The following is a 14369-nucleotide window of genomic DNA, read 5'->3' on the forward strand; positions in this document are numbered from 1 at the left end:
CAAAGGGTCTCACCGCCCCCGCGCGGGGGTGGGCGGCCCGCTCCCGGGCGGGCCCCCTCGGGGCGCTGTCTCCGGGATCCGCGGCCGGCCCCTAGGGGTCGGATCCGGGACGGTGTCCACCCGTGGGACCTGTTGGTGGCGTCGGCCTGCGGCTACCTTCGCAGCGTGGCGATGTTCCGACTCCAAGGCAGCAAGGTGCTCGCCGTCGAGATGACCGGGGACGCCGTGAAGGCGAAGAACGGCTCGATGGTCGCGTACGACGGGCAGATGGCGTTCAAGAAACTGAGCGGCGGCGGTGAGGGGCTACGGGGGATGGTGACCCGGCGGCTCACCGGCGAGCAGATGACGGTGATGGAGGTGAAGGGGCACGGGACGTGCTGGTTCGCGGACCGCGCGTCCGAGATCAACCTGGTCGGTCTCCAGGGCGACAAGCTGTACGTCGAGTCGAGCAACCTGCTCGCGACCGACGCCGGCCTGCGCACCGGCACGACCTTCACGGGCCTGCGCGGCGCCTCCCAGGGCAACGGCCTGTTCACGACCACGGTCGAGGGCCACGGCCAGGCGGCGATCATGTCGGACGGCCCGGCGGTGGTGCTCCGGGTCAGCGCGCAGTACCCGCTGACCGTGGACCCGGGCGCCTATATCGCCCACCAGGGCAACCTCCGCCAGTCCTTCCAGTCAGGTGTGACATTCCGCACGCTCCTCGGGGAGGGCGGCGGCGAGGCCTTCCAGATCCGGTTCGAGGGGAACGGCTTGGTGTACGTGCAGCCGAGCGAGCGGAACACGATCGCGGGGGACGTGTGAGATGGCCCTGCGCGAAGTGAACTCCAAGATGGTCGAGGCGACCGTCATGCCCGGGCAGCGGCTCTACAGCCAGCGCGGGGCGATGCTCGCCTACAAGGGCGAGGTGTCCTTCACACCCAACATCCAGGGCGGCCAGGGCGGCCTGATGTCCATGATCGGCCGCCGGGTCACGGGCGAGGCCACCCCGCTGATGACCGTCGAGGGCAGCGGCACGGTCTTCTTCGGGCACGGCGGCCATCACGTCCAGGTCATCACCCTCACCGGCGACACCCTCTACGTCGAGGCCGACCGGCTGCTCGCCTTCGAGGGCACGCTCCAGCAGGGCACGATGTTCATGGGCTCCCAGGGCGGTGTGATGGGCATGGTGCGCGGCCAGGTCACCGGCCAGGGCCTGTTCACGACCACCCTCAAGGGCCGGGGCGCGGTCGCCGTGATGGCCCACGGCGGGGTCTTCGAGATCCCGATCACCCCGCAGCGCCCGGTCCATGTCGACCCGCAGGCCTACGTCGCCCACCACGGCGACGTCCGCAACAAGCTGTCGACCGCGCTCGGCTGGCGGGACATGGTGGGCCGGGGCTCCGGCGAGGCGTTCCAGCTGGAGCTCAGCGGAAACGGCACGGTGTACGTCCAGGCGTCGGAGGAGAAGCTGTGAGCGCGTACGGTGCCGCCGGGCCGGTCGTCCACGACCCCATGACCCTCCCCGTCGACGACAACGTCAACAAGTACACCTTCTGCGTGGAGCTCAAGAGCGGCCAGTGGTTCCTGCAGAAGGGGAAGATGATCGCCTACTACGGCTCGATCGACTTCAACGGCGTCGGACACGGCCGTCTGGACCGTCTGGTGCGCACTTCGTTCCATTCGCCTCTGCACGCGAGCGACTGGGTGGTGGCGGAGGGCTCGGGCAAGATGCTCCTCGCCGACCGGGCCTTCGACGTCAATTCGTACGATCTGGACGAGGGCAACCTGACCATTCGCTCTGGCAACCTGCTCGCTTTTCAGCCAAGTCTCGCGCTCAAACAGTCGATCGTGCCGGGTTTTCTGACCCTTATCGGAACCGGAAAGTTTGTGGCCGCGTCCAACGGTCCGGTGGTGTTCATGGAACCCCCGATCCGGGTGGACCCGCAGGCGCTCGTGGGATGGGCCGACTGCCCCTCCCCGTGCCACCACTACGACCACGGTTACATGACCGGGGTCATGGGCGGTCTACGTGCGATGACGGGCCTCGGCGGGGCCTCCGGGGAGGAGCACCAGTTCGAGTTCGTGGGGGCCGGCACGGTGCTGCTCCAGTCGACCGAGACCCTGATGGCGGAGCAGGCGACGGGAGCGGTTCCACACGAGCCCGGAGTACCCGGCGGAGGAGGGCCTTTCACAGGTCATTCACAGCAGCAGGGCACACCGCGCCTTCCCGGACAGCTGGGGGACCTGCAACGTCGCTTCGGGCTGTGAGCGGTAGTCTGCGGAGTGTGACATCGAACGCGTGCGCGCAGTCACACCACCCTCACTAGTTCGCCTTTCAACATTTTAGGTAGACTTCATACTATGGAGACCGAGACGGCCACGCGCTGGCTGACCGATGCGGAGCAGTGCGCCTGGCGCACCCACCTGGAGGTCAACAGGCTGTTGACGTACCAGCTCGAAAAGGATCTGCAGCCGTTCGGCCTGACAATGAACGACTACGAGATCCTGGTGAATCTGTCCGAGTCCGAGGACTACCGGCTGCGGATGAGCGACCTCGCGGCGGCGACGCTCCAGTCCAAGAGCCGGCTCTCCCACCAGATCACCCGTATGGAGAACGCGAACCTGGTACGCCGCGAGAACTGCGAGTCCGACCGCCGCGGGCTGTTCGCCGTCCTCACCGAGCACGGCATGGAGACGATGAAGAAGGTGGCGCCACATCATGTCGCCTCCGTGCGACGGCACTTCATCGACCTGCTGTCGCCGGAGGCACTCATAGAGCTCGACAAGGGCCTGAAGCCGATCGCCGAACACCTGCGGGGACAACGCGGGCGCCCGTGACGGCGCACGGCACCTGACGAGGGGCGGCGGACGAGGGTTCAGGTCTCGTCCGCCGCCCCTCGTCATGGGCGTCGCCGGGTGACCGCCGCCACCGCTGCGGCCGAGGTCAGGGCCGTGGCTCCGGCCAGGGCGAAGCAGAGTCCCAGCGGCAGCCGGCCGAGTACCAGCCCGGCGGCCACCGGGCCCGCCGAACTTCCGGCGTTCACCGCCGCGTTCACCCAAGCGCCGGCCCGGGTCCGTGCGGACTCGCCGGCCATCTCGTCGGCCAGCAGGTACGCCGTCGTCAGGGTCGGTGCCACGAACACGCCCGTGGCCGTCATGGCCAGGGCCAGGGACCAGACACCGGGGGCCGACCCGGCCAGGGCCAGCGCCGCCCCCAGGGCCACCGTCAGCCATGCCAGCCGTTCGGCGGCCGGGCGGCGCCAGTCCACCGCCCCGTTCAGCAGGCCTCCCACCGCGCTGCCCACCGAGAGCGCGGCCAGGACCCAGGCGACGACCTCGGTGCCGTACGACCGCTGCTCGGCGAAGGCCATCACGAGCAGGTCGGCACCGCTCAGGGCGAGCCCCAGGCCGGCGGCCGCGACCACGGGGGCCGCCGGGAAACGCCCGGGCGGGCCGCCGGCCGCACCCTTCGCGGGAGTCGCGCCCCGCACCGCCGGTGACATCACGAACGCGCAGGTGCCGGCCGGCATGAGCACCGCGCTCAGCAGCAGGCCGGCCGGCGGCGGACCGAAGCGCAGCAGCAGGCCGACCAGCGCCGGGCCGGACACGAACAGCAGTTCCTCGGCGACCCCGTCCAGGCTGTAGGCCCGCCGAAGCAGCGCCGGGTCGTCGACCAGGCGGCCCCACACCGCCCGCATGGTGGGGCCGAGGGGTGGCGCGACGCAGCCGGAGAGGGCGGCGGTGACGGCGAGCGCCGTCGGCGGGGCGCCCGGGCGCCAGGTCAGGGCCGCGAGCAGGCAGAGCACGGCGCTGTAGACGGCCGCCATGGGTGGCAGGGCCCGCCGGGGGCCGTACCGGTCCACCAAGGTCGCCCGGACCGGCAGCAGGATGACCGCGGAGCCGCCGAAGAGGGCCATTACCAGGCCCGTCACGGCGTAGGAACCGGTCGCGCGGGTCACGGACAGCAGGACGGACAGGGAGACGGTGCCGTAGGCGAGGCGAGCCGCGAGGGCCGCGAGGAAGGTGCGGCGCGCGTGCGGGACGCGCAGGACGGCGGCGTACGACGGTCGCCGGGCGGCTGAAGGGCGCGATGAAGTCAGCGCGGACATACGTGGGTTCCTCTGTGGGACGCGGAAGAGGGGACACCTGAGTCCGCCCCGGCACACGACGGTCACGTGCCGAGGGCGGCGCCGGATGCGCTCTTACGCCAAGGAGAGGAACACGCCGCTCAAGCTAGCAGCACGGACGGGACTTCGGGCCGCTGCCGCCGTAACGCCCCTTCAAGGGCGCGGGGCTGGGACTTGGGCGGCTCCGCCGCGTGGGCGCGATCAGCCGCCGTCGGCCCGCGGCGCACCACGGCCCGTACCCCCCGCGGTGTCGGGCCGGCCGGTGTCAGGCCTCCGTCAGTCCCGTCACCAGTTCGTCCGCCGCGCGGTAGGGGTCCAGTTCGCCGGTGACGATGCGTTCCGCGAGTGCGCCGATGTGGCGGTCCCCGTGGAGGTCGCCGATGCGTGCGCGCAGCGCCGTCACGGCGATGGTCTCGACCTCGCGGGCGGCGCGGGCCAGCCGGCGTTCCGCCAGGACGCCCCGCTCCTCCATCCACGCGCGGTGCTTCTCCAGGGCCTCCACCAACTCGTCGATGCCCTCGGCGCGGGCCGCGACCGTCTTGACGATCGGGGGGCGCCAGTCGCCGGGGCCCCGGGACTCGCCGAGCCCGAGCATGTGGTTCAGTTCGCGGGCGGTGGCGTCCGCGCCGTCCCGGTCGGCCTTGTTGACCACGTACACGTCGCCGATCTCCAGGATTCCGGCCTTGGCCGCCTGGATGCCGTCGCCCATGCCGGGGGCCAGCAGGACGACGGACGTGTCCGCCTGGGAGGCGATCTCCACCTCCGACTGGCCCACCCCGACCGTCTCGACGATGATCACGTCGCAGCCCGCGGCGTCCAGGACGCGGATGGCCTGCGGGGCGGCCCAGGCGAGGCCGCCGAGGTGGCCTCGCGTGGCCATCGAGCGGATGTAGACGCCGGGGTCCGAGGAGTGGTCGGACATGCGGACGCGGTCACCGAGCAGGGCGCCTCCGGAGAAGGGCGAGGACGGGTCGACGGCCAGCACGCCGACCCGTTTGCCCTGTTTGCGGTAGGCGGTCACCAGGGCCGAGGTGGAGGTCGACTTGCCGACCCCCGGGGAGCCCGTCAGGCCGACGACATACGCGTTGCCCGTCAACGGCGCGAGTGCCGCCATGACCTCCCTGAGCTGCGGGGACGCCCCCTCCACCAGGGAGATGAGCCGGGCCACCGCACGCGGTCGGCCCTCCCTGGCCTGGGCCACCAGTGAGGAGACGTCCTGCATCACAGCTCCGTTCGCTTCCGTTCGCTTCCGTTCGCTTCCGCTGGCTCGGAGAAGCGTGCTCAGGCCTTCGGTACCCGCACGATCAGGGCGTCACCCTGGCCGCCGCCACCGCACAGCGCGGCCGCGCCGACCCCGCCGCCGCGCCGCCTGAGCTCCAGGGCGAGGTGCAGGACGAGACGGGCGCCGGACATGCCGATGGGGTGGCCCAGGGCGATGGCGCCGCCGTTGACGTTCACCGTTTCGGTGGACACCCCGAGGTCCTTCATTGACTGGACGGCGACCGCGGCGAACGCCTCGTTGATCTCGATGAGGTCCAGGTCGCCGACCTCCAGGCCCTCCTTCTTGAGGGCGTGGTTGATGGCGTTGGACGGCTGGGACTGCAGGGAGTTGTCCGGTCCCGCCACGTTGCCGTGGGCGCCGATCTCGGCGAGCCACTCCAGGCCCAGCTCCTCGGCCTTGGCCTTGCTCATCACGACCACGGCCGCCGCGCCGTCGGAGATCTGCGAGGAGGAGCCGGCCGTGATCGTGCCGTCGCGGGTGAACGCGGGGCGCAGCCGGCCCAGCGACTCGGCCGTGGTGTCGCCGCGGATGCCCTCGTCCTTGCTGAAGACGACCGGCTCGCCCTTGCGCTGCGGGATCTCGATCGGGGTGATCTCGGCCTCGAAGACGCCGTTCTTCTGCGCGGCGGCGGCCCGCTGGTGGGACAGGGCGGCCACCGCGTCCTGCTCCTCGCGCCCGAGGCCGAGGCGGGTGTTGTGCTTCTCGGTCGACTCGCCCATGGGGATGTTCTCCCAGGCGTCGGTCAGGCCGTCGTACGCCATCGCGTCGAGCATCTCGATGGCGCCGTACTTGAAGCCCTCGCGGGACTTGGGGAGCAGGTGCGGGGCGTTGGTCATGGACTCCTGGCCGCCCGCGACCACGATGTCGAACTCGCCGGCGCGGATCAGCTGGTCGGCCAGGGCGATGGCGTCGAGGCCGGAGAGGCAGACCTTGTTGATGGTGAGCGCCGGGACGCTCATCGGGATGCCGGCCTTCACGGCGGCCTGGCGGGCCGGGATCTGGCCGGCGCCGGCCTGCAGCACCTGACCCATGATCACGTACTGCACCTGGTCGCCGCCGATCCCCGCACGGTCGAGGGCGGCCTTGATCGCGAAGCCGCCCAGGTCGGCTCCGGAGAAGGACTTCAGCGAGCCCAGCAGTCGTCCCATGGGCGTCCGCGCGCCCGCGACGATCACTGAGGTGGTTCCGGCGGTTCCAGAAGTCATGAGCTGCGAATCCCCTTACCGGCTGCACTGCCGAGGAGTGAACGAGGGTTTACTTCGAATGTATTGCGTGGCACTCCGTGCCGTCATCGGGCCGTCAGTGTGATCGCTGGCACGTTGCGTAACCAACGCGGTGGCGCTGCACTGAATCCATGCTGACGCGAATCGACCACATCGGGATCGCCTGCCACGACCTCGACGCGACCGTCGAGTTCTACCGGGCCACGTACGGCTTCGAGGTGTTCCACACCGAGGTCAACGAGGAGCAGGGCGTGCGGGAGGCCATGCTCAAGATCAACGAGACGTCCGACGGAGGCGCCTCCTACCTGCAGCTTCTGGAACCGACCAGGGAGGACTCGGCGGTCGGCAAGTGGCTCGCGAAGAACGGCGAGGGGGTGCACCACATCGCCTTCGGTACGGCGGACGTGGACGGTGACGCCGCGGACATCCGTTCCAAGGGCGTACGCGTTCTGTACGAGGAGCCACGGATCGGCTCCATGGGGTCGCGGATCACCTTCCTGCACCCGAAGGATTGCCACGGAGTACTGACAGAACTGGTCACTTCGGCGGCGGTTGAGTCACCTGAGCACTGACCCTCGTACATATGGGCCGGTAGGGTTGGGGGCGGTCGTCCCTTCGCACGTTCGCAGGGCCGGGGCGGCCGCATGCCGGGGTCCGGGTTTCGGGGGACGAGCGTCGGGGCAGCAGCCCGTGCTCCGCCGTTGATCTGACACCATTCCCCGGGGGCCCCGTTCGGCGGATGGACGGAGCTCGTTCGGAGAAGGTTGCGACCAGGGGACGGATGGGACCGCGCAGTGCGGGGCTACGAGAGCCAGGAGCGAGAGCCGGCGGCTGACGTCGACCACCTCTCTCGGTTCGAGGCCGAGATGAAACGGCTGAAGACCGAGCGGGAAAAGGCGATCCAGCATGCCGAGGACCTCGGCTACCAGGTCGAGGTGCTGCGCGCCAAGTTGCACGAGGCGCGCCGCACCATCATGTCCCGGCCCGCGTTCGACGGCGGTGACATCGGTTATCACGCCGAGCAGCTGCTGCGGAACGCCCAGGTGCAGGCCGACCAGATCCGCCAGGAGGCGGAGCGGGTGGCCGCGGAGGCTCGGGCGCAGACCCAGCGCATCCTCCAGGAGCATGCCGAGCAGGCCGCCCGGCTCCAGGCCGAGCTGCACCAGGAGGCGGTGACCCGCCGCCAGCAGCTGGACCAGGAGCTGGCCGAGCGCCGCCAGACCGTCGAGTCGCACGTCAACGAGAACGTGGCGTGGGCCGAGCAGCTGCGGGCCCGGACCGAGTCCCAGGCCCGGCGGCTGCTCGACGAGTCGCGGGCCGAGGCCGAGCAGGCCATGACCGCGGCCCGCGCCGAGGCCGAGCGGCTGGCCACCGAGGCCCGGCAGCGGGTCACCAGCGACGCCGAGGCGGCTCGCGCGGAGGCCGAGCAGCTGCTGCTGCGCGCCCGCCGGGACGCCGAGCGGCTGCTGAACGCCGCGTCCACGCAGGCCCAGGAGGCCACCGACCACGCGGAACAGCTGCGCAGTTCCACCGCGACGGAGTCGGACACGGCCCGCCGGCAGGCCGGTGAGCTGAGCCGGGCCGCCGAGCAGCGGATGGCCGAGGCCGAGGAGACGCTGCGCAAGGCGCAGTCCGAGGCCGAGAAGCTGGTCGCCGAGGCCGAGGCGAACGCCACGAAGGCCCTCTCCAGCGCCGAGGCCACCAACGAGCAGCGCACCCGTACGGCAAAAGAGCAGGTCGCCCGGCTGGTCAGCGAGGCCACCAAGGACGCCGAGGCCACCAAGGCGAGCGCCGAGCAGGTCGTCGCGGACGCCAAGGCCGAGGCCGAGAAGATCATCGCGGAGGCCTCCGAGAAGGCCCGCACCCTGACCGCCGAGGAGAGCGCCTCCCAGCTGTCCAAGGCCGCCAAGACCGCCGAGGACGTCCTGAACAGGGCGGCCGAGGAGGCCAAGCGCACCACCAAGGCCGCCGCCGAGGAGGCCGAGCGGATCCGCACCGAGGCGGAGACCGAGGCGGACCGGCTGCGCGCCGAGGCGCACGACATCGCCGAACAGCTCAAGGGCACGGCGAAGGACGACACCAAGGAGTACCGCGCCAAGACGGTCGAGCTGCAGGAGGAGGCCCGCCGGCTGCGCGGCGAGGCCGAGCAGCTGCGTTCCGAAGCGGTCGCCGAGGGCGAGTCGATCCGCGCCGAGGCCCGACGCGAGGCCGTGCAGCAGATCGAGGAGGGGGCCAGGTCCGCCGAGGAGCTGCTCGCCAAGGCCAAGGCCGACGCGGACGAGCTGCGGCAGACCGCCACCGCGGACAGCGAGAAGGTCCGCACCGAGGCCATCGAGCGCGCGACCACGCTGCGCCGGCAGGCCGAGGAGACCCTGGAGCGCACCCGCCAGGAGGCCGACCGGCACCGCACCGAGATCCTGGAGCAGTCCGAGGCTCTCAAGGAGGACGCCGAGCGGGCCGCGCGCGAGCTGCGCGAGGAGACCGAGCGGGGCGTCGAGGCCCGGCGCGCGGAGGCCGCCGAGGAGCTGGCCCGGCTGCACACCGAGGCCGAGGAACGGTTCGCGAACGCCGAGCAGTCGCTCACCGAGGCCCGTGAGGAGGCCGGCCGGATCCGCCGGGAGGCCGGCGAGGAGACCGACCGGCTCCGCTCCGAGGCCGCCGAGCGCATTCGCACGCTGCAGCAGCAGGCCGAGACCGAGGCCCAGCGGCTGCGCGACGAGGCCGCCGCCGACGCGTCCGCGTCCCGCGCGGAGGGCGAGTCCATCGCCGTACGGCTGCGGTCCGAGGCCGCGGCCGAGGCGGAGCGGCTCAAGCAGGAGGCCCAGGACACCGCCGACCGGGTCCGCGCCGAGGCGCAGGCGGCGGCCGAGCGGCTGTCCACCGAGGCGTCCGAGACGCTGGCGGCCGCCCAGGAGGAGGCCGCCCGGCGGCGCCGGGAGGCCGAGGAGCTGCTCGGTTCCGCACGCCAGGAGGCCGACCAGGAGCGCGAGCGGGCCCGCGAGCAGAGCGAGGACCTGCTGGCTCAGGCGCGCAACCGGGTCGAGGAGGCGCAGGCCGAAGCCGTACGGCTGGTCGAGGAGGCGGACCGGCGGGCCACCGAGATGGTGTCGGCCGCCGAGCTCCACGCCCAGCAGGTACGGGACTCGGTCTCCGGGCTGCACGAGCAGGCGCAGGAGGAGATCGCCGGGCTGCGTTCGGCCGCCGAGCATGTCGCGGACCGCACGCGCCGGGAGGCCGAGGAGGAGTCGGACCGGGTCCGCGCGGACGCCTACGCCGAACGGGAGCGGGCCAGCGAGGACGCGGCCCGGATCCGCCGTGAGGCCGCCGAGGCCTCCGAGGCGGCGAAGGCGCTGGCCGAGCGGACCGTGGCCGACGCCATGACGGAGTCGGAGCGGCTGCGTTCGGAGGCGGCCGCACACGCCCAGCAGGTGCGCACCGAGGCCTCCGACACCACCGCGCGGGCCGAGCAGGACGCCACGCGCACCCGTGCCGAGGCCCGTGAGGACGCCAACCGCCTGCGCTCGGACGCGGCGACCCAGGCGGACACCCTCATCACCGAGGCACGCAACGAGGCCGAGCGGCTGCAGAACGAGACCATCACCGAGGCGGACCGCGTCCGCGCGGACGCCATCGCCAAGGCGGAGAAGCTGATCGCGGACGCCTCCGGGGACGCGGAGCGGCTGCGGGCCGAGGCCGCCGAGACGGTCGGTTCCGCGCAACTGCATGCCGAGCGGACCCGCAGCGACGCCGAGCGGCTCAAGGCGGAGGCGGAGGCGGAGGCCGAGCGCATGGTCAACGCCGCCCGCGAGGAGGCCGACCGCACCCTCGACGACGCCCGCAGGGAAGCCAACAAGCGGCGTCAGGACGTGGCCGAGCAGGTCGACACCCTCATCAACGAGACGACCGCCGAAGCCGACAAGCTGCTCACCGAGGCGCAGCAGCAGGCCCACCAGACCACCGCGGACGCCGAGGCGCAGGCCGACAGCATGGTGGGCGCGTCCCGCAAGGAGGCCGACCGGCTGGTGTCCGAGGCCACGGTCGAGGGCAACTCGCTGGTGGAGAAGGCCCGCACGGACGCGGACGAGCTGCTCGTCGGCGCCCGCCGGGACGCCACCGCCATAAGGGAGCGGGCGGAGGAGCTGCGCGACCGCATCACCAGCGAGATCGAGGACCTGCACGAGCGCGCCCGCCGCGAGGCCGCCGAGACCATGAAGTCCACCGGCGACCGCTGTGACGCGCTCATCAAGGCCGCCGAGGAGCAGCTCGCCAAGGCCCAGGCCAAGGCCAAGGACCTGGTCTCGGAGGCCAACTCCGAGGCGGGCAAGGTCCGGATCGCCGCCGTCAAGAAGGCCGAGGGGCTGCTCAAGGAGGCCGAGCAGAAGAAGGCCACGCTGGTCCGGGAGGCCGAGGAGCTCAAGGCCGAGGCGATCCGCGAGGCCCGTGCCACGGTCGACGCCGGCAAGCGCGAGCTGGAGATCCTGGAGCGCCGCCGCGAGAACATCAACGGCGAGATCTCCCGTGTCCAGGACGTCCTGGAGGCGTTGGAATCCTTCGAGACCCCGGCATCCAACAAGGACGGCGGAGTCAAGGCGGGCAGCACGGTGGGCGCCCCTCGATCGGGTGGCAAGTCGTCAGAAGGTTAAAGAACGGTGCCGGTTCTGTAGTCTTCTGGGGTATTTGACCGAACCTTTGACGGAGGCTTTGGCAAGCGATCTCACAGCTAGCCACCCAAAAGGGGTGTCATTCTCCAGATCAAACACGTATCCGCTCGATGACACACCGCTTCGGCCCCTAGGATTCCACCTATCACCTCACCGGTCTCACTCGACAGGAACCCCATGAGCGACACTTCCCCCTACGGCTTCGAGCTTGTGCGGCGTGGGTACGACCGCGCTCAGGTGGACGAACGCATCTCCAAGCTCGTCTCCGACCGTGACAGCGCTCTCGCCCGCATCACCGCTCTGGAAAAGCGCATCGAGGAGCTCCACCTCGAGACGCAGAACGCCCAGGCTCAGGTAAGCGACGCGGAGCCGTCGTACGCCGGCCTCGGCGCGCGTGTCGAGAAGATCCTTCGCCTCGCCGAGGAGGAGGCGAAGGACCTGCGCGAGGAGGCCCGCCGGGCGGCGGAGCAGCACCGTGAGCTCGCCGAGTCGGCGGCCCAGCAGGTGCGCAACGACGCAGAATCGTTCGCTGCTGAGCGCAAGGCGAAGGCCGAGGACGAGGGCGTCCGGATCGTCGAGAAGGCCAAGAGCGACGCGTCGCAGCTGCGTTCCGAGGCCCAGAAGGACGCGCAGTCCAAGCGTGAGGAAGCGGACGCGCTCTTCGAGGAGACCCGTGCGAAGGCCGCGCAGGCCGCCGCCGACTTCGAGACGAACCTCGCCAAGCGGCGTGAGCAGTCCGAGCGTGACCTGGCCTCGCGCCAGCAGAAGGCCGAGAAGCGCCTCGCCGAGATCGAGCACCGCGCGGAGCAGCTGCGCCTCGAGGCGGAGAAGCTGCGCACCGACGCCGAGCGCCGGGCGCGTCAGACCGTCGAGACGGCTCAGCGTCAGGCCGAGGACATCGTCGCGGACGCGAACGCCAAGGCCGACCGGATCCGCTCGGAATCCGAGCGTGAGCTGGCCGCGCTGACCAACCGCCGCGACAGCATCAACGCCCAGCTGACCAACGTCCGCGAGATGCTGGCCACGCTGACGGGGGCGGCGGTCGCCGCCGCGAGCTCTCCGGCGGAGGACGAGCCGATCTCCCGTGGGGTTCCGGCCCAGCAGTCCCGGTAAGCGCGGACTGGTAACGACCGACGTTCAAAGACCCGCATGCCCTTCGGGGGGTGCGGGCCTTTGTCATGCGGGTGCGGGTGGGATGTGGTTGCCCGCGCAGTTTCCCGCGCCCCTGAAGGGGCGCCAGGTGCACGCCCCTGAAAGGGGCGCGGGGAACTGCGCGGGCGGCCCCCACGGCGCCGCACCCGGCCACGGCGCTCGGGTGGCAGCGCCCGTAGGCCGGTCATAGCGTGGCCGCATGATCGAGCTGGAGGGCCTGACCAAGCGCTACGGCGACAAGACCGCCGTCGACGACCTCACCTTCGCCGTACGGCCCGGCATCGTGACCGGTTTCCTCGGGCCCAACGGCTCGGGCAAGTCCACCACCATGCGGATGATCCTCGGGCTCGACCACCCCACGGCCGGCCGGGTGCGGATCGACGGCAAGCGGTACGAGCAGCTCAAGGACCCGCTGACGTACATGGGGGCGCTGCTCGACGCCAAGGCCGTGCATGGCGGGCGCAGTGCCTTCAACCATCTGCTGTGCCTCGCGCAGAGCAACGGGATTCCGAAGGCCAAAGTGGCCGAGGTCCTTGACACCGTCGGGCTCACGGCGGTGGCACGGAAGAAGGCCAAGGGGTTCTCGCTGGGCATGGGGCAGCGGCTCGGGATCGCCGGCGCGCTGCTCGGGGATCCGCGGATCCTGATGTTCGACGAGCCGGTGAACGGACTCGACCCGGAAGGGATCCACTGGATCCGGAATCTGATGAAGTCGCTGGCCGCCCAGGGCCGGACCGTGTTCGTCTCCTCGCACCTGATGAGCGAGATGGCGCTGACCGCCGATCACCTCGTCGTCATCGGGCAGGGGCGGCTGCTCGCCGACACCTCCATGGCGGACTTCATCCGGATGAACTCGCGGTCGTACGTCCGGATCCGCTCCCCCCAGCGCGAGCGGCTGCTCGACGTGCTGCACGGGGCCGGGATCACCGTCGTGGAGACGGGGACCGGGGCGCTGGAGGTGGAGGGCGGGAAGTCCGAGCCGGTCGGAGAACTGGCCGCGCAGCACGGGATCGTGCTGCACGAGCTGAGCATCCAGCAGGCCTCGCTGGAAGAGGCGTTCATGCAGTTGACGGCGGAGTCCGTGGAGTACCACGCGCACGCCGACTCGGCCCCGGTGCCGCAGGCCTGGGGTTCCGGCTGGGACAAGGGGGCGTGATGGCGGTCGTCGCTCAGGTCGTACGGTCCGAGTGGACCAAGATCCGGTCGGTCTCCTCGACCGTGTGGACGCTGTCGCTGGCCCTGGTCGTCAGCGTGGCGCTCGGGATGCTGCTCTCCGCGCTGGCGAACAGCCAGTTCGGCAACATGCCCGCCCGGGAACGGCTCTCCTTCGACCCGACGAACATCAGCTTCGCCGGGCTGACCCTAGGACAGCTCGCGATGATCGTGTTCGGGGTGCTGGTGGTGTCGAACGAGTACAGCACCGGCATGATCCGCACCTCGCTGGCCGCCGTGCCGCAGCGCGCCACCTTCCTCTTCAGCAAGATCGCGGTGGCGACGGCCCTGGCGCTGGTCGTCGGCATGGTGACCAGCTTCGCCGCGTTCTTCCTCGGCCAGGCCATGCTCGGCTCCCACCGGGCGTACCTCGGCGACACCGGGGTGCTGCGCGCGGTCGTCGGCGGCGGGCTCTACATGGCCCTCATCGCGATGTTCTCCATGGGTGTGGCCACGATGCTGCGCTCGCCGATGCTGTCCCTCGGCATCCTGATGCCGTTCTTCTTCCTGATCTCCAACGTCCTCGGCAACGTGGACGCCACCAAGAAGATCGGCCGGTTCCTGCCGGACCAGGCGGGCAGCCACATCATGCAGGTGGTGCCGAGGGTCGGCGACGACGTCCCGTACGGGCCCTGGGGCGGCCTCGGGATCATGGGACTGTGGGTGGTCGCCGTGCTCGCCGGCGGGTACGTCCTGCTGAAGAAACGGGATGCCCAGTGACCGGACCGAT

The 14369-nt window shown here is 71.1% G+C and carries 12 protein-coding genes; 9 read left to right on the forward strand and 3 right to left on the reverse strand.

Translation table 11 applies throughout. From position 1 onward, the window contains the following. Nucleotides 1–171 precede the first annotated feature (171 nt). From ACZ4N4_RS43745 to ACZ4N4_RS43760, 4 genes are all read left to right on the forward strand, one after another. The gene (locus tag ACZ4N4_RS43745) at nt 172–804 is read left to right on the forward strand and encodes an AIM24 family protein (protein ID WP_467599886.1); all 633 of its coding nucleotides are present in this window, start codon (nt 172–174) and stop codon (nt 802–804) included. Between the two features lies 1 nt (nt 805). Then, the gene (locus ACZ4N4_RS43750) at nt 806–1456 is read left to right on the forward strand and encodes an AIM24 family protein (protein ID WP_467599788.1); all 651 of its coding nucleotides are present in this window, start codon (nt 806–808) and stop codon (nt 1454–1456) included. Next, complete coding sequence (locus tag ACZ4N4_RS43755) at nt 1453–2250, forward strand: AIM24 family protein (protein ID WP_360477471.1); 798 nt, start codon at nt 1453–1455, stop codon at nt 2248–2250. Before ACZ4N4_RS43750 ends, ACZ4N4_RS43755 begins: the two co-directional genes overlap by 4 nt. 93 nt (nt 2251–2343) lie before the next feature. After that, the gene (locus tag ACZ4N4_RS43760) at nt 2344–2820 is read left to right on the forward strand and encodes a MarR family winged helix-turn-helix transcriptional regulator (protein ID WP_351710553.1); all 477 of its coding nucleotides are present in this window, start codon (nt 2344–2346) and stop codon (nt 2818–2820) included. A 62-nt stretch (nt 2821–2882) separates the two neighbouring features. Here ACZ4N4_RS43760 and ACZ4N4_RS43765 read toward each other — a convergent pair whose 3' ends face one another. From ACZ4N4_RS43765 to ACZ4N4_RS43775, 3 genes are all read right to left on the reverse strand, one after another. After that, nucleotides 2883–4091: an MFS transporter gene (locus ACZ4N4_RS43765; protein ID WP_467599791.1), complete on the reverse strand. Its 1209-nt coding sequence runs from the start codon at nt 4089–4091 to the stop codon at nt 2883–2885. A 283-nt stretch (nt 4092–4374) separates the two neighbouring features. After that, nucleotides 4375–5331 carry a methylmalonyl Co-A mutase-associated GTPase MeaB gene (gene meaB, locus ACZ4N4_RS43770; protein ID WP_453580436.1) on the reverse strand — a complete coding sequence of 319 codons (957 nt, stop codon included), beginning with the start codon at nt 5329–5331 and terminating at the stop codon, nt 4375–4377. Nucleotides 5332–5390: 59 nt separating this feature from the next. Continuing rightward, complete coding sequence (locus ACZ4N4_RS43775; RefSeq protein WP_453580439.1) at nt 5391–6596, reverse strand: acetyl-CoA C-acetyltransferase; 1206 nt, start codon at nt 6594–6596, stop codon at nt 5391–5393. Nucleotides 6597–6745: 149 nt separating this feature from the next. On the opposite strand from ACZ4N4_RS43775, the gene mce reads away from it, so the two are divergent. The 5 genes from mce (at nt 6746) to ACZ4N4_RS43800 (ending at nt 14359) form a co-directional block, all read left to right on the forward strand. Further along, complete coding sequence (gene mce, locus ACZ4N4_RS43780) at nt 6746–7186, forward strand: methylmalonyl-CoA epimerase (RefSeq protein WP_093499037.1); 441 nt, start codon at nt 6746–6748, stop codon at nt 7184–7186. 222 nt (nt 7187–7408) lie between these two features. Further along, nucleotides 7409–11257: a polarized growth protein Scy gene (scy, locus tag ACZ4N4_RS43785; RefSeq protein ID WP_467599795.1), complete on the forward strand. Its 3849-nt coding sequence runs from the start codon at nt 7409–7411 to the stop codon at nt 11255–11257. 195 nt (nt 11258–11452) lie between these two features. Further along, entirely contained in the window at nt 11453–12388 is a 936-nt protein-coding gene (locus tag ACZ4N4_RS43790; RefSeq protein ID WP_360477452.1) for a coiled-coil domain-containing protein, read from the forward strand. A gap of 238 nt (nt 12389–12626) precedes the next feature. Next, nucleotides 12627–13583 carry an ABC transporter ATP-binding protein gene (locus tag ACZ4N4_RS43795; RefSeq protein ID WP_453580446.1) on the forward strand — a complete coding sequence of 319 codons (957 nt, stop codon included), beginning with the start codon at nt 12627–12629 and terminating at the stop codon, nt 13581–13583. Further along, on the forward strand, nt 13583–14359 hold the full coding sequence (locus ACZ4N4_RS43800) for an ABC transporter permease (RefSeq protein WP_467599798.1): 777 nt from the start codon (nt 13583–13585) through the stop codon (nt 14357–14359). Before ACZ4N4_RS43795 ends, ACZ4N4_RS43800 begins: the two co-directional genes overlap by 1 nt. The last annotated feature ends 10 nt before the right edge of the window (nt 14360–14369 follow it).

This window comes from Streptomyces sp. NPDC026538 (assembly GCF_055567535.1).